Annotated in this window: 20 protein-coding genes; all 20 read left to right on the top strand. The window is 47.3% G+C overall.

Translation table 11 applies throughout. The features are described 5' to 3' along the window. Nucleotides 1-196 precede the first annotated feature (196 nt). The 20 genes from mazG to cysK all read left to right on the top strand — a co-directional run bounded on the left by mazG (nucleotide 197) and on the right by cysK (nucleotide 21,491). The gene (gene mazG, locus MKY23_RS00230; RefSeq protein WP_339834377.1) at nucleotides 197-1,690 is read left to right on the top strand and encodes a nucleoside triphosphate pyrophosphohydrolase; all 1,494 of its coding nucleotides are present in this window, start codon (nucleotides 197-199) and stop codon (nucleotides 1,688-1,690) included. 303 nt (nucleotides 1,691-1,993) lie between these two features. Then, nucleotides 1,994-2,266 (top strand): HU family DNA-binding protein, encoded by a 273-nt coding sequence (locus tag MKY23_RS00235; RefSeq protein WP_090924617.1) that lies wholly within the window; start codon nucleotides 1,994-1,996, stop codon nucleotides 2,264-2,266. Next, nucleotides 2,266-2,544 (top strand): RNA-binding S4 domain-containing protein, encoded by a 279-nt coding sequence (locus MKY23_RS00240; RefSeq protein WP_339834380.1) that lies wholly within the window; start codon nucleotides 2,266-2,268, stop codon nucleotides 2,542-2,544. The genes MKY23_RS00235 and MKY23_RS00240 overlap by 1 nt, the downstream gene beginning before the upstream one ends. A gap of 169 nt (nucleotides 2,545-2,713) precedes the next feature. Next, nucleotides 2,714-2,998 carry a sporulation protein YabP gene (gene yabP, locus MKY23_RS00245; RefSeq protein WP_090924619.1) on the top strand — a complete coding sequence of 95 codons (285 nt, stop codon included), beginning with the start codon at nucleotides 2,714-2,716 and terminating at the stop codon, nucleotides 2,996-2,998. Then, entirely contained in the window at nucleotides 2,995-3,588 is a 594-nt protein-coding gene (yabQ, locus tag MKY23_RS00250; RefSeq protein WP_339834384.1) for a spore cortex biosynthesis protein YabQ, read from the top strand. Before yabP ends, yabQ begins: the two co-directional genes overlap by 4 nt. Then, on the top strand, nucleotides 3,581-3,916 hold the full coding sequence (locus MKY23_RS00255) for a septum formation initiator family protein (protein ID WP_090924621.1): 336 nt from the start codon (nucleotides 3,581-3,583) through the stop codon (nucleotides 3,914-3,916). The genes yabQ and MKY23_RS00255 overlap by 8 nt, the downstream gene beginning before the upstream one ends. 198 nt (nucleotides 3,917-4,114) lie before the next feature. Next, entirely contained in the window at nucleotides 4,115-4,642 is a 528-nt protein-coding gene (locus tag MKY23_RS00260) for a S1 domain-containing RNA-binding protein (protein WP_090924622.1), read from the top strand. A 498-nt stretch (nucleotides 4,643-5,140) separates the two neighbouring features. Further along, a complete protein-coding gene (gene spoIIE / locus MKY23_RS00265) occupies nucleotides 5,141-7,648 on the top strand; it encodes a stage II sporulation protein E (RefSeq protein WP_221788853.1) in 2,508 nt (835 codons plus the stop codon). Nucleotides 7,649-7,732: 84 nt separating this feature from the next. Then, nucleotides 7,733-8,485 carry a VWA domain-containing protein gene (locus MKY23_RS00270; protein WP_090924623.1) on the top strand — a complete coding sequence of 251 codons (753 nt, stop codon included), beginning with the start codon at nucleotides 7,733-7,735 and terminating at the stop codon, nucleotides 8,483-8,485. Next, nucleotides 8,469-9,416, top strand: a complete 948-nt coding sequence (locus MKY23_RS00275; RefSeq protein ID WP_090924624.1) for a protein kinase — start codon at nucleotides 8,469-8,471, stop codon at nucleotides 9,414-9,416. Before MKY23_RS00270 ends, MKY23_RS00275 begins: the two co-directional genes overlap by 17 nt. Before the next feature lie 43 nt (nucleotides 9,417-9,459). Then, nucleotides 9,460-10,899 carry a tRNA lysidine(34) synthetase TilS gene (gene tilS, locus MKY23_RS00280; protein ID WP_339834398.1) on the top strand — a complete coding sequence of 480 codons (1,440 nt, stop codon included), beginning with the start codon at nucleotides 9,460-9,462 and terminating at the stop codon, nucleotides 10,897-10,899. 52 nt (nucleotides 10,900-10,951) lie between these two features. Next, a complete protein-coding gene (gene hpt, locus MKY23_RS00285; protein WP_090924626.1) occupies nucleotides 10,952-11,491 on the top strand; it encodes a hypoxanthine phosphoribosyltransferase in 540 nt (179 codons plus the stop codon). A 100-nt stretch (nucleotides 11,492-11,591) separates the two neighbouring features. Beyond that, entirely contained in the window at nucleotides 11,592-13,634 is a 2,043-nt protein-coding gene (ftsH, locus tag MKY23_RS00290) for an ATP-dependent zinc metalloprotease FtsH (RefSeq protein WP_221788856.1), read from the top strand. Nucleotides 13,635-13,931: 297 nt separating this feature from the next. Further along, nucleotides 13,932-14,870 (top strand): quinolinate synthase NadA, encoded by a 939-nt coding sequence (gene nadA / locus MKY23_RS00295; protein ID WP_090924628.1) that lies wholly within the window; start codon nucleotides 13,932-13,934, stop codon nucleotides 14,868-14,870. A 35-nt stretch (nucleotides 14,871-14,905) separates the two neighbouring features. Next, nucleotides 14,906-16,543, top strand: a complete 1,638-nt coding sequence (gene nadB / locus MKY23_RS00300) for an L-aspartate oxidase (protein ID WP_221788869.1) — start codon at nucleotides 14,906-14,908, stop codon at nucleotides 16,541-16,543. Beyond that, nucleotides 16,540-17,406, top strand: a complete 867-nt coding sequence (nadC, locus tag MKY23_RS00305) for a carboxylating nicotinate-nucleotide diphosphorylase (protein WP_336121455.1) — start codon at nucleotides 16,540-16,542, stop codon at nucleotides 17,404-17,406. Before nadB ends, nadC begins: the two co-directional genes overlap by 4 nt. Nucleotides 17,407-17,412: 6 nt before the next feature. After that, on the top strand, nucleotides 17,413-18,183 hold the full coding sequence (locus tag MKY23_RS00310; RefSeq protein WP_090924631.1) for a type III pantothenate kinase: 771 nt from the start codon (nucleotides 17,413-17,415) through the stop codon (nucleotides 18,181-18,183). 77 nt (nucleotides 18,184-18,260) lie between these two features. Continuing rightward, nucleotides 18,261-19,178: an Hsp33 family molecular chaperone HslO gene (hslO, locus tag MKY23_RS00315; RefSeq protein ID WP_154892085.1), complete on the top strand. Its 918-nt coding sequence runs from the start codon at nucleotides 18,261-18,263 to the stop codon at nucleotides 19,176-19,178. A 23-nt stretch (nucleotides 19,179-19,201) separates the two neighbouring features. Next, the gene (locus MKY23_RS00320) at nucleotides 19,202-20,152 is read left to right on the top strand and encodes a peptidylprolyl isomerase (RefSeq protein WP_154892084.1); all 951 of its coding nucleotides are present in this window, start codon (nucleotides 19,202-19,204) and stop codon (nucleotides 20,150-20,152) included. Nucleotides 20,153-20,552: 400 nt separating this feature from the next. Beyond that, the gene (gene cysK, locus MKY23_RS00325; protein ID WP_090924634.1) at nucleotides 20,553-21,491 is read left to right on the top strand and encodes a cysteine synthase A; all 939 of its coding nucleotides are present in this window, start codon (nucleotides 20,553-20,555) and stop codon (nucleotides 21,489-21,491) included. The last annotated feature ends 19 nt before the right edge of the window (nucleotides 21,492-21,510 follow it).

The raw sequence follows: 21,510 nt of genomic DNA on the forward strand, positions 1-21,510 counted from the left end.
CAGTACGATTGAACAGCGATGAAACAGCTACGCGGATGCAATTATAGGATGTAGACAGATTCTGGTATAATACGTTTAATTATTGAGCGCCATCCTGTTCAGATAAAAAAGAGAGATGCTCATGCGCACATTGAAATGGTACATGAGTTAGAGGTCGCTCGGAAAAGCAGGATGGTTCGGATGGAGGTTAAGTGTAATGAGTGCAGCTTTGACAGTGGTAGGTCTTGGATCTGGAGATGCGGACCAACTGACTTTAGGTATTATTAAAAAAATGAAACATGCGGCTACATTGTATGTACGCACATTGGATCATCCTGTCTTGAATGATTTACAGCAGGAAGGGCTAGAGATGACGTCGTTTGACACAATCTATGAGTCCAAATCCTCCTTCCCGGAGGTTTACGATGAGATTGCGAACCAATTAATCGACGCGGCTCGTAGCAGCGATGCAGGCACCGAGATTGTCTATGCTGTACCAGGCCATCCAATGGTGGCCGAAGCCAGTGTACGACTTTTGAAAGAACGTTGTCCGCAGCAGGGCATTTCCTTACGTATTATGGGCGGAGAGAGCTTCCTGGATGAAGCCTTTATCCGACTTGGATTCGACCCTATTGAAGGCTTTCAACTGCTTGATGCAAGTAGCCTCAGCCCCGAATTGATACAACCCCAGCTGCATACGTTGATTGGACAAGTCTACGACGGTTTTACGGCATCCGATGTGAAGCTATGTCTAATGGAAGTATACCCGGATGATTATCCGGTGTTTGTGGGCCATGCACTTGGTGTACAAGATCAGGAAGTCATCCATAAGGTACCACTGCATGAGTTGGATCGTACCCCGGGATATGGCAACCTGTCACTGATCTATGTGCCGAAAAATATAGATGATGCATTACGCCGCCGTTCTTTCGCGCGATTGCACGAGATCGTAAACATTCTTCGCAGTCCGGGTGGCTGCCCATGGGATCAGGAGCAGACACATCAGTCGATTCGTAAAAACCTGATTGAAGAGACATACGAAGTGATTGAAACTATCGATGAGGATGACCCGGATCACATGAAAGAAGAACTGGGTGATCTGTTGTTGCAAATTATGTTGCATTCTCAGATGGAGGAAGAGGTTGGCACATTCAACGTATATGATGTTATAGAAGGACTTAATGACAAATTGATTTTCCGTCACCCGCACGTATTTGGCGATAATCAAGCCGAAGACGCGAATGAAGCCCTGCAAAACTGGGAACAGATGAAAGCAGAGGAGAAAAAACGTAAAGGCCAGGACGTAGAAAAAACTTCCGTACTGGACGGTATCCCCCGTGATCTGCCTGCACTTATGAAAGGATATAAGCTCCAGAAGAAGGCCGCCAAAGTTGGCTTTGACTGGGATGATGTGGAGGGCGTTTTTGCCAAGATCGAAGAAGAACTGGCTGAACTCAGAGAAGCGGTACAACAAGGGCATGATGCAGAAGCACGCAAGCTTGAACTCGGTGATGTGTTATTTGCCACGGCGAATGTGGCACGTTTTATTGACACAGATCCGGAGGAGGCTCTTGCCGCCACGAACCGCAAGTTTGTGGCAAGGTTTCAGTACATTGAGGATCGGTTGCGTGAACAGGGCAAAACACCTGCGGAAAGTACGGTAGAAGAGATGGAGCGGTTCTGGCAACAGGCAAAGAAGGCCGGGCTCTGATTTTACTGATTTGTAAAAATACCCAGACACCGTATTCCATCAGGCTCGGCAGTGTGTTATGATGATACGAACGTGTGTTCAGCATTATATTGAGTCTGGTGTTTGAAGAGACATCATATCGGGTACTGGACTAAGATGATTCTCTGTCATGCAACGGCATAAGTAAAAAAAGTCGTTGGTCAAGGCAGGAATTTAGCATGAAAGCCAGAATACATGTGTAGTAACCGTGCGAGAATCAACTTGGTTATTTTAAAACAGCCAAGGCTCGCAGATACTTTTTTTTCAATTTGGGAGGCTTTTAACATGAACAAAACAGACCTGATCAACAACATTTCAAACAAAAGCGGTTTGACAAAGAAAGATGTCGAGTCCGTATTGAACGGCTTTTTAGGAGAAATTACAGATGCACTTGCCAGCGGAGACAAAGTACAATTGATCGGCTTTGGCACTTTTGAGACCCGCAAACGTTCTGGTCGTACGGGACGTAACCCACAAACAGGGAATGAGATTGTGATTCCTGAGTCCACTGTTCCTGCATTCAAAGCAGGTAACAAACTTAAAGAAGCTGTAAAATAATGCGTCTTGATAAATTCCTGAAGGTATCTCGGTTGATCAAACGCCGTACTGTAGCCAAGGACGTTTCTGAACAGGGACGTGTTCTTGTAAATGGACGGGAAGCCAAGCCCAGCGCTGCTGTCAAGGTAGGCGATGAGCTGACGGTTCAGTTCGGTCAGAAGCTAGTCACCGTGAAGGTGGAGCGTCTTGCTGAGAGTACCAAGAAGGATGAGGCAAGCAGCCTCTATACCTTGGTTAAGGAAGAGCCGATTGCCAGGGACAACGGGATGGATTGGTAACAGAAATTTCTGATACATCTTTAGATCATTTAAATGAAGCGTTCTCCCAGTAAAGGGAGGACGCTTTTATGTTTTTTCCCAGAGACAAATGGAAAGATCAAAGAGACAGGAGTTCTAATCTGGGTATCTCATCCATAAGCTAGGTACTAAAGAAGGAGGGGTACATGCCATGGCTGAGCACGGAAAAGCTAAACAGCACTATCTAAACATGCAAAATAGGAAACTGCTGGATCTAACAGGGGTTTCGAATGTGGAGAGCTTTGACAGTGAGGAGTTCTTGCTACAGACCGAACTTGGGCATCTGACGATCCGGGGGCACAATTTACATATCAAAAACCTGAGCCTGGAGGAAGGTCTTTTATCCATTGAGGGTACGGTTAGTTCACTTCAGTATCTCGATCCCGGTTCCCAGTCCAAAAACAGCAAAGGCCTGTTTGGCAAGATGTTCCGATGATTCTGGATGCGCAGTGGATCACACTGACCTGGATGGTGTTATCGGGAGTTGTGATGGGTGTAGCTTATGACAGTTACCGGGTACTGTCAGGACAGCTGCGATTTCCGAGGTGGAGCATCCACACGTTAGACCTGTTGTATTGGGTCGCTTCCGCACTGTTCGTTTTCCGGATGTTGTATGCCGGAAACCACGGACAGTTGCGGTTTTATGTCTTTTTGGGGCTGATTATCGGAGTTTGCTTCTATTTTTGGCTTTTAAGTGTTACAACCCAGCGTTTTGTGGTAATGTTAATTAAACTCGCGAGAACACTCATCCAGTGGTGTGGACATATCCTTAACATCCTGATTGTTGTGCCAGCGAAGGGAATATACAGATTGGTTCGTGTAATATTTGGTTTCATCATCGCGATCCTGCTGTTCCTGGGCAAGCTGGTGTTGCAATGTTTAATCCCTTTCGGCAATTTGTTCCGCTGGATGTTTAGGCCGCTACTGAGAAATTGGGTAACGCCTCGATGGATGATCCAAGCGGGTACAAGAATTGCAGCGATATGGAAACGCTGGTTTCAAGGAGGTCGTCCGGGGAATGAGTAGAACACCTGTGGGTAGTAAGAAGAGCCCAGCTAATCAGGGAAAATCTGCTGGTGCACGAAGGCGTCTGATGCTTTGGTTGACATTTGTTGCTGTATTTGCGATCTGGGCAGGATATACGTTTCTTGTACAGAATGCGCAAATTTCGGACAAGAGTGATTACTTGGCCACACAGCAAACTTCGCAGCAGGATACGCAGAAACAGCTCGAGCAGCTGAAGTATGAGGTCAGTCGGTTGAAGGACCCTGAATACATAGGACAGCTGGCACGAAAAAAAGGTTACTATCTTCCTGAAGAAACACCAATTCAGGTCGAAGGGTCAGGGAACTGATGGAATCCAGTCTTTTGCTAAGCAAGGTTTGTTTTCCATGAGTCTTATGCGCGTAAACCGGAAAAAATAGGCGTTACAATGGGGTAGTGCTCAGTTGACCTTGGTTTATGGCATAAGGTATAATTACATTTAGCACAGCATGATTTTGGCATTCAAAAAATCGGGTTGTATATTTTTAAGGGAGGATCATTTTATTCTATGGCAATTGAAGTGGGCACCAAGTTAGAGGGCAAGGTGACAGGAATCACGCATTTTGGAGCATTTGTGGATCTGTCAGGAGGTGTCACGGGTCTCGTTCACATCTCGGAAATCGCCGACAATTACGTCAAAGATGTCAACGACCACCTGAAGCTGAATGACCAAGTCACAGTAAAGGTTATCAACGTTGACAAAGACGGCAAGATCGGACTTTCCATCAAACAGGCTGTTGACAAACCGGTAGAGCAACAAACTCAATCCAGACCCCCAAGAGCTCCTAGACCGGAACGCAGTGGAGGAGATCGCGAACGATTCAGCGGCGGAGGCCCAAGTGGTGGCCAAGGTCGTGGTGGTGGCGGCGGTGGATTTAACCGTGACCGCGGAGGCCGTTCTTTCAAGCCCGCAGCAGGCAAACCTTCATTTGAGGATAAAATGTCACGCTTCCTGAAAGATAGCGAGGAACGGATCTCTTCGCTCAAGAAGAATACAGAAGGCAAACGTGGTGGCCGCGGCGCTAAGCGTGTGTAATCTGTTTCAACCTGATTTGAATATATAAGTAAAACCGTTAGCCTACTGGCTAACGGTTTTTTTGTGCTTATTTTATATAATCTGATGACCATTTCATATTTCGATGAAACATCGGCTAGGAGTTTATTTTTAGGTAAAACGCGACATGATTTCTTCATGATTTACATTGTGCAGGGGAGAATAAGAACATTTGTCGTCTCCTATTTTTTACCGACAGGTTTCCATGGCATTCTCCAGTTATTCTGCTCAGATCATGACGACACCCTCTAACTTCTCGTTCAAAATCAGACATGCCACCGTTCAACAGTTTGCTCAAAAATGCTGGAAAGCACAATAAGGCCGAGGGTTTCACACCATCGCGCCGCAGCGGTTTCTTTTGTCGTAAACTTTTTGAAGGTCGTCCAGCTATTCTGACAAACTATGTCTTCTATTCTATCTATAATCAGAACCATCGAGAGTGAAACACGAAATCAAATAATCGAATGGGGTGCCTTGAGCATGATGGAGAAGTGGAATGTCATTCAATTTCCGGGGATGAAAGCAGGCAAGGGGGGTGCTGCAGCTCGGGAGGAGCTGTCGGTACGTCTGAAACAGTGGCTGGGTTCCCGCAAGGCTGTCCAGGCTGTGGCATCTCGCAAGTGGGTGTTGCTACTTACTTTTATGGGGTTCTTATTGGGAAAGGCGATGATCCTCAATGAATTAACTCCTTTTGCGATTGCATACTTTGCCGTGATTGCTTTTATGCGCAGGGATTATATGATACCCGTTGGTGCGGCATTACTCGCAGGGAGTCTGTTTGCACCATTCCCGGTTTCGTTAATTGTAGCCTCTGAGATTGCCATCTTCTATCTGCTGTTCCGAGGGCTCGAGTCTTACGACCGTGCTGAATTATCTTATGCACCAGTAATGGTGTTTACGACAACTTTTATGGTGAAGCTATTTGCCGTTGTGATTGGGCCTTCGTTCAGTTGGTATGCGATGTTGATGCTCACCATGGATTCCGTGCTAAGTTTCGTATTAACCCTTGTATTCATTCAGGCTATCCCCATTTTTACGTATCGCAAAAAAAAGTTCAGCCTAAAGAACGAGGAGATTTTGTGTCTGATTATCCTGCTGGCTTCCGTGATGACTGGGGCAGTTGGGTGGACCATTCAGTCTCTTTCGGTGGAGCATATGCTTTCCCGTTACCTTATTCTCGTCTTTGCGCTGGTGGGCGGAGCCCCCCTGGGTGCATCGGTTGGAGTGATTACGGGGTTAATTCTGAGTCTCGCCGATATGTCTGCCGTGTATCAGATGAGCTTGCTTGCTTTTGCCGGGATGTTGGCAGGTATGCTTCGTGAGGGGAAACGTATGGGGGTTGCCCTAGGGATGTTGCTAGGTTCATCTATTCTATCGATTTATTTGGGCGGCCCGAGTGACGTGATGAATTCCTTGTGGGAGACGTGTGCAGCTATCGTCCTGTTTATGTTAACACCCAAAAGCATGTTCACAGCAATCTCCAAATACGTACCAGGCACACAGGATCATACCAAATCCCAGCATGAATATGCGAAACGCATTCGGGACATTACGGCGGAGCGAGTAACACGCTTCTCACAGGTGTTCCGTCAGTTGTCACGCAGCTTCGATCAGATGTCCGGCACGGGGGAGCCGGTACATAAAGAAGGCGGGATGGATCATTTCATGAACGCGGTTGCTGAGGGTACTTGTGCAGGGTGCTTCAAGCGTGCGCAATGCTGGGATGCGAAGTTTATTCAAACTTATAGCTATATGACCGATGTGATGAGTTCCATTGAGACAAACCCGGAGATGTCAGGTGACCAAATTCCGGTGGAATGGAACCGGGTGTGTGCCAAGCCGGAGGAGGTACTCGAAGTGATGCGTGCCCAATATGGCCTGCATCAGCATAATATGCAATGGAAACGCCAGATTATGGACAGCCGTCAGCTGGTTGCTGAGCAATTGTCAGGTGTATCACAGGTGATGGAGGACTTGGCCAAAGAAATTCAACGCGAAAGTGAGGAGATGGTACAGCAGGAAGAACAAATTCGGGATGCACTGGAGTCATTGGGACTATCTATTCATTCTATAGAGATTATTAATCTGGAAGCTGGTAATGTGGAGATTGAGATTGTACATGCATATACGAGAGGGTTCGATGAATGCCGTAAAATGATCGCTCCGCTGATCTCTAACGTGCTGGACGAGCATATTGCTGTGTTGCATGAGACCATGACTGATCCCCGTCAGGGACTGGCAACCGTAACCTTCGGTTCAGCGAAGACATTCGAGATCACGACAGGTGTAGCTGCCGCCGCCAAAGGAGGCGATGTGATGTCGGGAGACAGCTTCAGCACTGTGGAACTTGGCAACGGTACGTTTGCAGTGGCACTTAGTGACGGGATGGGCAACGGGGAACGGGCTCGTATGGAGAGCAGTGCTGCATTAAATATTTTGGAGCAACTGCTTCAATCGGGCATGGACGAGAAATTAGCAATCAAATCTGTCAATTCGGTGCTGATGCTGCGTTCTCCAGAGGAGATGTATGCCACCGTAGATATGGCATTGATCGATGAATATACGGCAGAGACAACGTTTATGAAAATTGGTTCGACCCCAAGCTTTATTAAACGTGGGCAGGAGGTTATTCAAGTTTCAGCGAGCAATCTACCGATTGGGATCATTAAAGATATTGAGGTCGATTTGGTCACCCTTCAGTTACAGCCGGGTGATATCTTGATCATGATGACGGACGGCATCTATGATGCTCCAGGATATGCAGTCAATAAAGAGCTATGGATGAAACGACTTATTCAGGAGATTCATACGGATGATCCGCAGGAACTCGCAGATTGCTTGCTTGAGAGTGTTATTCGCTATCAGCAGCAAGAGATTTTGGATGACATGACCGTTGTGGTTGGCAAAGTTGAACATTATCGCCCGGAATGGGCCACCTTACGTGTGCCTGGTATTAATCGTATGGAGCGTCCTCGCACCGTAAGTTAAATCTATTCGAATCCGTTTGAACTCTCTTCAATGTGGCAATGCTAGTCATAGAGTTGGAGAGTACGAAAAACGGAGGGATATCGGATGAAACAAATTTTGTTGATCACCGACGGTTGTTCCAATGTGGGGGTAAGCCCGGTACTGGCAGCGGCGCAGGCACGCGAAGAGGGTATTACAGTCAATGTCGTAGGTGTAATTGATTATGGCACGATTGGCGAGCTGGGTAGTCGGGAGATTGAAGATATTGCGAGAGCTGGCGGAGGCATCAGTCAGACTGTAGGCACAAGACAGCTTGCCCATACGATGCAGATGATGACGAGAAAAACAGTGGTTCAGACCATTCAACAGGCGGTTAATAGAGAGTTAACACAAATTTTGGGAGAGAAGGGGACCAAGACTGTAACGGATCTGGAACCATCCCAGCGCTCACAGGTTGTGGAAGTGATTGACAATCTGACGGAAAATGCCGCCCTGCAGGTCACACTTCTGATTGATGTCAGTGCAAGTATGAAACCGAAACTGGCAGCAGTAGAAGAAGGGATTCGGGATTTGATGTTAAGCCTGCAGGCACGAGTAGGCAAAAGTCGTTTATCTGTATTTCATTTTCCAGGCCGCCACAGCGGAGAGGATGCGGTAATGGATATCGACTGGACCGATGATCCCGGGCGTGTTCGTTCCTTGTTTGGACGGTTGCAAACAAAGGGTGCAACACCGACAGGCCCTGCAATTCAGAAGGTGATTGATTTTTACCGTTATGGTACACTGGAGGAACAGCAGGAAATAGAAGGGAACTATCGCATTGAAAGAGAAGGGATGCTCGGTGACAACGTTGTCTGATGCCTCTTTCCCGCCAGGAACCGTCATTACGGGGAAATGGAACCGAAGTCGGTATACGATTCGAAAGTTGCTGGGCAGAGGCGCCAATGGGGTTGTTTTCCTCGTCCAGCGTGGAGAGAATGGCAAACATTATGCGCTCAAAATGGGATTTGACCCGGTTGATTTGCAATCGGAGATCAATGTACTCAAATCATTTCAATTACAGCGTAATCATGAAGCCCTTCGGCAGAGCGGCATTCCTTCCTATCTTAAAGATGTGGATGATTATGCCGTTCGTGGACGGGATATTCCTTTTTATGTGATGCGCTACGTTCGGGGTGAGGCTCTCCATCATTTCATTCGGCGTCAGGGAACGGACTGGACACTGCTGGTTGGATTAAGATTGTTGCAGAGACTCGCTCAATTACATCAGGCAGGCTGGGTATTTGGTGATCTCAAACCTCAAAATGTACTCGTGTCCGATTACGGTCATGTCGAGCTGATTGATTATGGCGGGGTAACGTCCATTGGACGAAGCGTTAAACAGTTCACGGAATGGTATGACCGGGGATTTTGGAATGCAGGTAGCCGAACTGCGGATGCTACATATGATGTGTTTGCGTATGCGCTTTTGATGATTCACATTTTGGAAGCGGACGCGCTGAAGTCTTTGGCTGCAGATGGCCTCCCACAATTGCGGAATGTGAGTCAACTTGTGATGTTGGTGGAAAAAAGCGAACGGCTGGCCCCTTTTCGTGAATGGATTATAGTGGCCCTACGGGGACAATTCCAGAATGCAGACCATGCTGCAAAATCGTGGAAGGAATTAATGGCACGTCCTACACAGATGCGCCGGCGTTCCAGAAGCAGCACACCGCGATGGCTGAAGAATGCATTTGCTCTATCGGTAATTCTACTTATCGGTGTACTTATCTATGCACTACGTTTTTGATGTTGGGCGTGCATATACATAACGCAAGGAATGAGGAACAGGTATGGAAGCTTCGCGCTGGGAGACACTGGTGGATAATGTACTGGATGCAGCGGAAGAGCATCAGTTATGGGTTCCCGGAGACCGGATTGTCATCGCTGTATCTGGCGGGCCGGATTCGGTAGCTTTTTTGCATATCATGCATGAGATCAGCAAGCGACATGTGCCGCTTGAATTGATCTGTGCCCATGTACATCATGGATTTCGGACGGAGTCGGATGAAGAGGCCCGTCAGATGATGGATGTGGCACGTCAGCTTGGCCTTGCATTTGAGTGGGTAAAAGCCGATATACCTTCCTATATGAAACAGACAGGTCAGGGTCCACAGGAGGCAGCGAGGAACCGGCGTTACGCCTTTTTGCATGAAGTGGCTGACAAATATGGGGCAGCAAGTATTGCCCTGGCACATCATGCCGATGATCAGGCCGAGACAGTTATGCTTCATTTGCTCCGAGGTAGCGGGCTTTCGGGGCTGGCAGGTATGAAGTTCAAACGTCGTGAAAAAAATGTGGAACTTATCCGTCCATGCCTTCGTATAAACAAGACAGACCTTGTAGAAGCTTGTATTACACAGGGTTTTACTTATTTTCATGATGAGAGTAATGATCAACGAAAATATCGGCGTAATGCGATTCGTCTGGATGTGCTTCCATTTTTGGGGCAATATAATGGACAACTCACGCCGTCACTGAATCGACTTGCCGAAATTGTGGGTGACGAAGACGATTTCATGGAGCAGAGTACTCAAGACACATACAGGTGTCTAGTGCAGGTGAACGGCGGAAGGCAGACCTTTGAGGTGCCTTCCTTCTTGAAGTTACATGTCGCTTTACAACGAAGGTTGATTAAACTAATATTGAATTATCTGCCTTTGGACAGTGATTTTGTCGACTTTACCCGTATTGAAACTATTCGGCGCAAGGTCATGGAGACCGAGGTGACGACCTGGAGCCTGGATATAGGACAGACACTCGTATGTGTCCGGGAGTATGATCTGATTTCTTTTGGCGAACGGGCAAGTGCACAGGGTCAATCTTACGAGTATCGTCTTGCACAATGGAGCGGAACTTATGAGCTTTCACTCACCGAGATTAACCGATATATCCGGTTGATGCCGATGAGTCCCGAAAACTATCATGTACCGGAATCGGCTGATCAGGCCGCATTTGATGCGAATGGGCTTCAGATGCCGCTGGTTGTACGTTCACGGTTACCTGGAGATACCATGAAGGTAATGGGATTAAACGGGAGCAAAAAGGTGAAAAATATTTTCATCGACGAGAAGATTCCCCCATCTGTCAGACCACGCATTCCTGTGGTTTGTGATGGAGCAGGCAATGTCATCTGGTTACCGGGTGTTCGCCGGTCCGATATGGCTCCTGTCAGGGAGAGCACTTCCGCAATCCTGTACATGACTGTAGGCGATTCAGCGATTCAGGGGTAGTGGTTATGGTTCAGGTAAGGCTTTCATAGTATAACTTAGGAGGTTCGCACAGTTGCAGAACGACATTCAAGAAGTATTGATCAGTGAAGAAGAAATTCAGAGTAAGGTTAAGGAATTAGGCGCAACACTTAGTGCCGATTATGCTAACCGGAACCCTTTGGTCATTTGCGTGCTCAAAGGTGCGTTTATATTTATGGCTGATTTGGTTAAGAACATAACGGTACCGGTTGAGATGGATTTTATGGCCGTATCCAGTTATGGTGCATCTACCAAGTCATCCGGTGTTGTCAAAATCATCAAGGATCTCGATGTATCCGTTGAAGGACGTGAAGTTCTGATTGTCGAAGATATTATCGACAGCGGACTGACCCTCAGCTATTTGATTGAATTGTTGGAAAACCGCGGTGCTGAAACCGTACGTGTGGTGACATTGTTCGATAAACCATCCGGCCGTAAAGTGGAACTGGAAGCTCACTACACGGGCTTTGATATCCCTGATGCGTTCATCGTGGGGTACGGTCTGGATTATGCCGAGCAATACCGGAATCTTCCTTATATCGGGATTCTGAAACCAGAAATCTACACAAGCTGATATCTAGTAAGGCCGAAGCCTTGAGCTGTTCTTGGCTTCTATTGAGAAGCCATGTCGGGCTATGTTAAAATAATTAAAGTGTCTCGAGAGGAGGTAGGGGATGAATCGGTTCATCCGGAATTCTGGTTTTTATTTGATTCTTTTTTTAGTTGTGGTGGGTTTAGTTAGATTTATCACAGATGGAAACGATGTTATAGAAAACCCTAGATATGATCAGTTTCGTGCTGAGGTTAAAGCCAACAATATCGCCGAAGTGACTGTTCAATTCAATGGTCAGACATATCTCGTGACCGGCCGATACAAACAAGCACCTGATGGGGCCAAATCAGAAAATTTCTCAACGTATATTCCTCCTACGGATGAGGCAATTACCGAACTTGTAGCTGCAAGTGAAGCTAACAAATTTGAATATCATCAGGAACCAATGAAAGGTGACAGCATCTGGTTGACGTTGCTGACTTCCTTTATTCCTTTGATCATTATGTTCCTGCTGTTCTTCTTCCTGTTTAATCAGGCTCAAGGCGGCGGCGGTAAAGTAATGAACTTTGGTAAAAGCCGTGCTCGCCTCTACAATGAAGAGAAGAAGCGCGTTACATTTGAAGATGTGGCGGGTGCAGACGAGGAGAAACAAGAGCTTGTTGAAGTCGTAGACTTCCTCAAGGACCCTCGGAAGTTCGCAGCCGTTGGGGCACGTATTCCGAAGGGCGTATTGCTCGTAGGTCCTCCAGGTACAGGTAAGACATTGCTTGCTCGTGCTGTAGCCGGTGAAGCAGGTGTACCATTCTTCAGCATTTCCGGTTCCGATTTCGTTGAAATGTTTGTCGGTGTCGGTGCATCACGTGTACGTGACTTGTTCGAAAATGCAAAGAAAAATGCGCCTTGTATCATCTTTATTGACGAGATCGATGCAGTAGGACGTCAGCGTGGTGCTGGTCTGGGCGGAGGTCACGACGAGCGTGAACAGACCCTTAACCAATTGCTCGTTGAAATGGACGGATTCGGTGCAAACGAAGGTATTATCATCGTTGCCGCAACGAACCGTGCAGACATTCTGGACCCTGCGTTGTTGCGCCCAGGCCGTTTTGACCGTCAAATTACAGTGGATCGTCCAGACGTCAAGGGCCGTGAAGCTGTACTGAAAGTACACTCCCGTAATAAACCGCTCACGAAAGATGTGAAATTGGACATCATCGCGAAGCGTACAACAGGTTTCTCGGGTGCAGACCTGGAGAACTTGCTGAATGAAGCGGCATTGCTCGCAGCACGCCGTAACAGAAAAGATATTTCCATGCGTGAAGTGGATGAGGCGATTGACCGAGTCATCGTTGGTACGGAGAAGAAAAGCCGTGTCATCAGTGATCGGGAGAAACGCATTGTTGCTTATCACGAAGCAGGCCATACCATTGTAGGATACTTCCTGGAACATGCTGATATGGTACATAAAGTGACCATCATTCCGCGCGGACGTGCGGGTGGATATGTAATCATGTTGCCAAAAGAAGACCGTATGCTCGTTACCAAACAGGAGTTGCTGGATAAAGTAACCGGACTTCTCGGAGGTCGCGTGGCGGAAGAATTGTTTATCGGTGAGATCGGTACCGGTGCATACAGTGACTTCCAACAAGCGACAGGTATCGTTCGTAGCATGGTTATGGAATACGGTATGAGTGAGAAACTGGGTCCAATGCAATTCGGAAGTTCACAAGGACAGGTATTCCTTGGACGGGATATCGGTCATGAACAGAATTACTCGGATTCCATCGCATATGAGATCGACCAAGAGATGCAACGCTTTATTAACGACTGTTATGAGAAGTGTAAAGCTCTCCTTACCAAACATACAAGAGAGATGCATCTGATCGCTGAAACACTGCTTGAAGTGGAGACACTGGAAATGGATCAGATCAAGCAATTGATTGAAACAGGTTCCTTGACACCAAAAGCAGAAGGCGATAACTCAGGAGAAGGTACGCCAAATGAAGGCGGCGAGCCAATCATTGATAACATCGGTGATGTTCGCGTTCGCATTCAAGGCAAAGATGAAACATCTGAGCCACCAGCTGGAGATATTCCAAACGAAGCTCCTGACCTGGATAAGGGCAGCAATGATCCGAATGATGGTGGCTCAAAGCCAACATCTTAATATGTAACATGTCTGGTCATGTGACCGGAATGAAAAGAGAGCCCTTGTGGCTCTCTTTTTTTTGTAGGATTTATTCAAGATCAGAAGAAACAGATAATCAAGAGCTATATGGCGAACCGGATAGCATAAGGGGGAAAAGGCAGTATATCCTGCCTTTTTTCATTTATTGACAGAGTCGTGAACGTTGTGTACATTAGTTGTTAAACCGCTTGTGATTCGTTTCACCAGCGAACATAACGACATAGGTTAGTCCATGAAACAGCGCTTGACGCTGTCCCGATAAGGAGAGGATCACAGGTGGAAGCTCTGGCTTTAGAGCGCAAGGCTGAGATGAATCGTGAGCTGCGTGAGCGGCTGATGGAACTCAAGAAGGAACGTAATGCTATTATTCTTGCTCATTATTATCAACGTGATGAAGTACAGGAAGTCGCAGATTTCCGCGGAGACTCTTTCCTGCTGGCCCAGAAGGCAGCGCAAACAGATGCGGATGTTATTGTATTCTGTGGTGTTCATTTTATGGGTGAAAGCGCTAAAATTCTGGCTCCGGGCAAAACCGTTTTGATCCCTGATGAACGTGCCGGGTGCCCAATGGCAGACATGGTGAACGTGGACGGATTACGTAAGCTGAAGGCACAACACCCGAACGCCAAGGTAGTCACCTACATTAATTCCTCGGCTGAGATCAAAGCAGAAACAGATATTTGCTGTACATCAGCAAACGCTGTTCGTGTAATCCAGTCTGTGGATTCCGAAGAAATCATCTGGGTACCGGACAAAAACCTGGGGCATTATGTACAGCAGCACACAGACAAGAAGATGATCATCTGGGAAGGTTACTGCAATACACACGATATGCTCACGGTAAAAGATGTTGTTGAGATGAAGGCTAAATATCCGAATGCTGAGTTTGTGGTGCACCCCGAGTGTCGCCCTGAAGTTGTAGAAATGGGGGATTTTGTAGGCAGCACAACAGCCATTTTGGAATATTGCAAGAAATCCTCCACTAAGGAATTCATTGTCGGCACGGAGGATGGCACAGGATATCAGCTTCGCCTCGACAGTCCGGATAAACAGTTCCATTTTGCGACCAAGTTCCTGGTATGTCCGAACATGAAGGTGAACAACCTGAAGAAGCTGGTCAAATGCCTGGAGACGATGAAGCCTCAGATCTATGTCCCACCGGCTGTTGCTGATAAAGCCAGAGAATCACTAGAGCGCATGTTACTGGTGAAGTAACATGCGTTACTCTTGCTCCGAGACAGGTGAATAAGATGATACCGCAATATATATATGATTTTGACCTCTCTGCGCTGCCAATGGTGGAGACCGATGTACTGGTGATCGGTTCAGGCATTGCTGGTTTGTTTACCGCAATTAAGGCTAGCGAACAGCATCGTGTTCTGATGATTACGAAGAAGTCTTTACTTGAGAGTAACACCAGATATGCGCAGGGCGGGATTGCGGCTGTTATTGCTGAAGATGATTCTCCTGCGTACCACTTGCAAGATACTCTTGTTGCCGGAGCCGGTTTGTGTCGATCCGAGGCAGTTGAAGTATTGGTTAATGAGGGCCCGGACGGTGTCAGAGAACTGATCCGTCTGGGAACATTGTTCGATCTGGAGAACGGCGAGTTGGCGTTGACGCAGGAAGGTGCGCACAGCCACCGCCGTATTTTACATGCCAATGGGGATGCGACTGGATATGAGATCGTAAGGGCACTCGCTGTTGAGGTTCACGAGCATCCAGGCATTGACGTTTGGGATGAGCACTTTGTGGTGGATTTGATTACGGATCGAGGAGAATGTATCGGTGCTCTGATTCTGAAAGAAGACGGCTCAAAGGTGTTTGTCAAAGCAAAAGCAACAGTGCTCTGCTCAGGCGGTGCGGGACAGCTGTATCGTTATACGACGAATCCGGATGTAGCTACAGCTGATGGGGTAGCTATGGCATACCGTGCGGGGGCTATAGTTCGTGATATGGAATTCATCCAGTTTCACCCGACATCCTTATGTTACCCGGGAGCACCCCGCTTCCTGGTATCTGAAGCGGTACGCGGGGAAGGTGCTTGCCTCCGCAACGTGAAGGGTGAACGATTCATGGAGAAATATCATGCCCAGCTTGAACTGGCACCCCGTGATATTGTAGCTAGAGCGATTGTCAGCGAGATGGAACTGACGAATAGTACCTTTGTTTACCTCGACATTACCCATGAGCAGCCGGAGATGGTGAAGCATCGTTTTCCTACCATTTATGAAACTTGTATGCGTTACGGTCTCGACATGACTACAGATTGGATTCCGGTTGCACCTGCCGCGCATTATATGATGGGCGGAGTAAAGACGGACTTGAGTGGTGAGAGCAGTATCCCCCGTTTATTTGCCTGTGGCGAGGTATCCTCTACCGGCGTGCACGGAGCTAATCGACTAGCGAGCAATTCCTTATCTGAAGCGATTGTATTTGGACGCAGAATCGTGGATCGTATCCATGCGTTGCCGGCCATCGAAGAACCACTTGGAAGAGATGTGAAATCTCAGAGCATGGAGAATCAGAATATTAGCCGTGCAAAAGAACAGCAACATTCCAAGCCGGTATCGGAAAGACGTTTACGTCTGCAAAAGATGATGGTTCGTCAAGTGGGACTGCGAAGAAACGGAAAGAACTTGCAACAGGCAATGGATAAATTGCAACAGGAGTTGTCTTTTTTTGATCAAAGACTTACCCAAAGAGAAGAACTGGAGTATGCGAACCTTCTGACTTGTGCGTGGCTTGTAACCAGCGGAGCGCTGCACCGTGAGGAGAGCCGAGGAGCACATTACCGTGAGGACTTCCCTGCACGAGACGATATAATATGGCAGAAGCATAGTCTGCAGCAGCGAGAACAAGCGATTGTGGAGGAATGGATGTCATGATACTGAACGGATATAATGAGGAACTAATTGAGACGATCAAAGGCTGGCTGCGCGAGGATGTAGGTGCAGGGGATGTCACAACGAATGTGACCATTCCAGCAGGTAGTGAATCCAAGGCTGTGATTCATGCCAAAGATCATGGAGTCATAGCGGGCATGACGATTGCTGAGCTTGTTTTTCAAGTCGTAGATCCAGAGCTCCGTTATACGGCAAAGGTAAAAGACGGTGATACAGTCACTCCTGGCACCATATTGGCTGAAGTTGAAGGGAGTACACATTCGCTCCTGACTGGGGAACGGCTCGCACTTAATCTGTTACAGCGTATGTCCGGTGTTGCTACCCGAACACGTTCCTACGTAGATGCTCTTGATGGATTGAAGACCAGACTTGTCGATACGCGCAAAACAACACCAGGCCATCGCTTGCTGGAAAAGTATGCTGTACGTGTGGGGGGCGGAGCCAATCACCGGTTTGGACTGTATGATGCCGTTATGATCAAAGACAATCATATTAAAGGTGCAGGTAGCATTACAGAAGCTGTGCAGCGAGCACGGGCAGTTATTCCGCATACGATGACGATTGAAGTTGAAACGGAAAACATTGCTCAAGTACAGGAAGCCTTGCAAGCTGGGTCAGATATCATTATGCTGGATAACATGCGGCCTGATCGGATGCGAGAAGCAGTCGCTCTGATTCGTGAACAGGCTCCGCATGTGAAGATAGAAGCATCCGGCAATGTGTCACTTGAAACGATTCGAGGAATAGCGGAAACGGGTGTGGATGTAATTTCGGTTGGCAGGTTAACCTATTCTTTTGAGAGCCTGGATATCAGCCTGGATTTAAACGAAAAGAAAGAGGGGTGAACCTCCTTGATTCTAGTCGTAGACGTGGGCAATAGTAACATCGTGCTCGGGGTATATCAGGGCCGTGAACTGTTGCATCATTTTCGTCTGAGCACATCTCGTCAGTCCACAGTGGATGAATACGGCGTATTGATTTATAATTTATTTCATATGTCCGGTATTTCTGCCCGAGACATTGAGGGTGTCATTATTTCATCAGTGGTTCCGCCACTGGTGAGTGTCATCGAAACGATGTGTGTGAAATATGTGGGCAAAAAGCCATTGCTGGTTGGGCCCGGTATCAAGACCGGCCTGAATCTACGATATGAGAATCCGCGTGAAGTAGGGGCGGATCGGATCGTGAATGCTGTGGCGGCCGTGGAAAAATACGGCGGCCCGCTTGTGGTCGTTGATTTTGGTACAGCCACGACGTTCGACTGCATTGACGAGAAGGGCCATTACCTTGGCGGTGCGATTGTACCCGGTATTCACATTGCTACCGAAGCTCTTTACGAGCGAGCAGCGAAGCTACCGCGAATTGAGCTGGAGAAGCCGAAGAAGGTGATTGGGCGCAATACCGTGCATGCCATGCAGTCCGGCATCATCTATGGTTATGCTGGCCAAGTGGACGGCATCGTAGAACGAATTCGCGAAGAGATGAAGGCTGAACCTATGGTTATTGCCACAGGAGGTCTTGCTACTCTGATTGCAGAAGAAACCCGTAGCATTGAGAAAGTTGATCCACTGCTTACGCTTGAGGGGCTACGTGTCATCTACGAGCGGAACCGGGAAAGGTAGACATACAAAGGGCGGCATACAGCAGGCTGGGATTACAGCTTAAATGTTGAGCCGTTTTTTTCTGTTAGGATATTAAAATGACACGCCAAAGGAGGCTGAATGACTTGGAAAACAACAACAAACATGACCGGTTGATCCGTGGTACAGCGATGAATGGAAAGGTAAGAGCGTTTGCCGTTCAGACCACAGAACTGGTAGAAGAACTGCGTAGAAGACATGATACGTTTCCCACGGCTACAGCAGCTATGGGGCGTACAGTAACGACAGCAGCCATTATGGGTGCCATGCTTAAAGGTGATGAGAAACTAACTATACAAGTGAACGGAGATGGCCCAATAGGCCAGATCGTAGCGGACGCTAATGCCAAAGGTGAGGTGCGCGGTTATGTTTCCAATCCGCATGTACATCTGCCCAGCAATCGTTTTGGTAAATTGGATGTAGCTGGGGCGGTGGGTACAGAAGGTTTCATAAATATAACGAAGGATCTGGGACTGAAAGACCCGTACCGTGGTAGCATTCCGATTATCTCGGGCGAACTGGGCGAAGACTTTACTTATTATTTTGCTCAGTCAGAACAGACGCCTTCTGCTGTTGGAGTGGGTGTGCTGGTTGATACGGATAACTCGGTTATTGTTTCGGGCGGATTTATTATTCAGCTTCTCCCAGGCCTCACTGATCCCGAGATTACAGAAATCGAGAATGCCATTGGTGCACTGCCTCCGGTGACAACCTTGTTGAACGAAGGACTCGAGCTAGAGGAATTGTTGCGCCGTCTCCTGCCGGATGTGCAGGTCATGGGCGAACTGGATATTCGTTTTAGATGTAGTTGTTCTCGTGAACGTCTGGAACAAACCTTAATCAGTCTAGGCCAGTCCGAGCTGGAGCAATTAATTGAAGAAGAGGGGCAAGCTGAAGTGGTCTGCCAATTCTGTAATGAAGCGTATGATTTTAACAAAGAGCAGCTAGAGGCCATCCTAGAACAAGCCAAGAATTGATCGATGCGGGGACGGGATGAGGTATGACCAGACAGGAAAAAGGATTATGGACGGCGGTCGTTATTTTGACACTTGGCGTGCTCGTGATGGGTACATTCATGGCGATGCAGGTGCTTCATCAGGGGAAAGAAGATGCAGAGACACCTCATGATGCCAACAAGGAAGAGGGAAGTACGGTTGCAACGATTAACGGTGAAGTGATTACGGATAAAGATTGGACAGATGCATTAAAACGACGTTATGGCAGTGAAATCCTGCTGCAGATGTTGAATCGAAAAGCGGTTTATGCTGAAGCCCTTCAACGCAATTTGGTGGTTACTCCGAAAGAGATTGCAAGAGAAATGGCTGGAGCGATGGATGGGTATGATTCAGAGAAGTCATACTATGATGCCATGAAATCACAGCTTGGCCTGTCGAAGCAGGATCTCGAATTAGAGGCAGGTTACCGTCTACTGCTCGAAAAGATTGCTACCGCAGGTATCCAGGTGAAGGATGACGATATTCAAAAATACTGGGTAGAGCATCGAGAAGACTATATCACCCCTGAGAAATATGATCTGTCTATTATTGTGGTAAAAGAAAAGTCTGATTCAGAGGCTATATTGACGGAGCTTCGGAACGGGAAAGATTTCGAAGAAATGGCTCGTTCCGAATCAGAGGATAGTTACTCCCGAGATGCGGGAGGTAAACTAGGGTGGATTGATCAGAACGACCCTTTCCAACCTAAATCCATTTTGCAAAGGGCTGCCAATATGTCAATCGGTGATATTGCTGGTCCAGTGAAAGTTGAGGACGGTTATGCCATCATCAAACTGAATGACAAAGCCGAACGCCAGGAGCAGTCAGCAAAGGAAGTACATGAAGAGATTCGTATGGAGCTGGCCTTAAGTCAGGCTGATCCACTTCCGCAGGTAGAGCAGATGCTGCGCGATAAATACGAGGCTGTGATCATCTCCGAGATTCCTGCCTCCTGAAACGAAGATTGACAATTTTCCTGTCTTATAGAAGTTGCATCTTGATAAAAATACTTTGTCTACGGTCTCAGGGCCCAAGGCAAAGTATTTTTTTGAGTACTCATATTGACAATGGCGTGTAACGTTGATAAGATAAAAATAATCAAAACCTACTCGTTTACTCGGATATAAATACATCATGACATGAGATGCATGAATTCAAATGTTTTTTCAATGTAATAAAGAAACTTTCGGAAAACTCGGCGCTACCTACACCTGTTTGCGTGGTTCTTTATGCAGAAAGGATCGGATAACCACCGGATTTCCGCAGTTCTTCATAAACATCCAGAGGCTGACTTGCAGAAACCGCATAAGTTTACAGGAGTTAAGTACCATTTATACCACTAAGGAGGGCATTCATATGGCTAAAGTAGTTAATAACGTAACTGAACTCATCGGAGGTACTCCGCTTGTTCGTTTGAACAATATCGTACCTGAAGGCAGTGCTGAAGTATTGGTGAAGCTGGAATACCAGAACCCAGGATCAAGTGTTAAAGATCGGATCGCAGTTAGCATTGTTGAAGAAGCGGAAAAAGAAGGCAAGCTGAAACCGGGTGGTACGATCATTGAAGCAACAAGCGGTAACACGGGGATCGGCCTCGCGATGGTTGCTGCTGCTAAAGGCTACAAGTCTGTTATTGTAATGCCTGAGACGATGAGCTTGGAGCGTCGTAACCTGCTTCGTGCTTATGGTGCTGAGCTTGTACTTACACCTGGAGCAGAAGGAATGAATGGTGCAGTCAAAAAAGCCGAAGAGCTGTTGAAAGAAAACCCGTCCTACTTCATGGCGGAGCAGTTCAAAAACAAAGCAAATGTGAAGATTCACCGCGAAACGACAGGTCCTGAAATCGTTGAAGCGATCCAGTCTGTAGGCGGCACGCTCGATGCATTTGTTGCGGGCATCGGTACTGGCGGAACAATCACAGGTACGGGTGAAGTGTTGAAAGAAGCGTTCCCTGGAATCAAAATTGTGGCTGTAGAGCCGGCAGCATCACCAATTTTGGCTGGTGGCAAACCGGGTCCTCACAAAATTCAGGGAATTGGAGCAAACTTTATTCCTGAAATTTTGGATCAAGAAGTATATGACGAGATCATTCACATCGAGAATGATGATGCATTTGAAACGGCTCGTGCTGTTGCAAAAGAAGAGGGTATTCTGTCCGGTATTTCATCCGGTGCAGCGATTCGCGCAGGACTTCAAGTAGCCAAACAACTGGGTGCAGGTAAACGCGTTGTCGTTATCGTGCCAAGTAATGGCGAACGTTATCTGAGCACACCGCTTTACAATTTCGAGGCGTAATTCAGACATAGGACCTATC

The sequence above is a fragment of the Paenibacillus sp. FSL R7-0272 genome (genome assembly GCF_037969905.1).
GTDB lineage: Bacteria > Bacillota > Bacilli > Paenibacillales > Paenibacillaceae > Paenibacillus > Paenibacillus polysaccharolyticus.

Bases quoted from the DNA above. Each gene is read 5' to 3' on its own strand.
- tilS (WP_339834398.1), top strand. From the start codon at position 9,460: ATGGAAGCTTCGCGCTGGGAGACACTGGTGGATAATGTACTGGATGCA.
- MKY23_RS00320 (WP_154892084.1), top strand. From the start codon at position 19,202: ATGACCAGACAGGAAAAAGGATTATGGACGGCGGTCGTTATTTTGACA.
- spoIIE (WP_221788853.1), top strand. From the start codon at position 5,141: ATGATGGAGAAGTGGAATGTCATTCAATTTCCGGGGATGAAAGCAGGC.
- cysK (WP_090924634.1), top strand. From the start codon at position 20,553: ATGGCTAAAGTAGTTAATAACGTAACTGAACTCATCGGAGGTACTCCG.
- nadC (WP_336121455.1), top strand. From the start codon at position 16,540: ATGATACTGAACGGATATAATGAGGAACTAATTGAGACGATCAAAGGC.
- MKY23_RS00235 (WP_090924617.1), top strand. From the start codon at position 1,994: ATGAACAAAACAGACCTGATCAACAACATTTCAAACAAAAGCGGTTTG.
- MKY23_RS00240 (WP_339834380.1), top strand. From the start codon at position 2,266: ATGCGTCTTGATAAATTCCTGAAGGTATCTCGGTTGATCAAACGCCGT.
- nadB (WP_221788869.1), top strand. From the start codon at position 14,906: ATGATACCGCAATATATATATGATTTTGACCTCTCTGCGCTGCCAATG.
- ftsH (WP_221788856.1), top strand. From the start codon at position 11,592: ATGAATCGGTTCATCCGGAATTCTGGTTTTTATTTGATTCTTTTTTTA.
- mazG (WP_339834377.1), top strand. From the start codon at position 197: ATGAGTGCAGCTTTGACAGTGGTAGGTCTTGGATCTGGAGATGCGGAC.
- hslO (WP_154892085.1), top strand. From the start codon at position 18,261: ATGACACGCCAAAGGAGGCTGAATGACTTGGAAAACAACAACAAACAT.
- MKY23_RS00255 (WP_090924621.1), top strand. From the start codon at position 3,581: ATGAGTAGAACACCTGTGGGTAGTAAGAAGAGCCCAGCTAATCAGGGA.
- yabP (WP_090924619.1), top strand. From the start codon at position 2,714: ATGGCTGAGCACGGAAAAGCTAAACAGCACTATCTAAACATGCAAAAT.
- yabQ (WP_339834384.1), top strand. From the start codon at position 2,995: ATGATTCTGGATGCGCAGTGGATCACACTGACCTGGATGGTGTTATCG.
- MKY23_RS00260 (WP_090924622.1), top strand. From the start codon at position 4,115: ATGGCAATTGAAGTGGGCACCAAGTTAGAGGGCAAGGTGACAGGAATC.
- MKY23_RS00270 (WP_090924623.1), top strand. From the start codon at position 7,733: ATGAAACAAATTTTGTTGATCACCGACGGTTGTTCCAATGTGGGGGTA.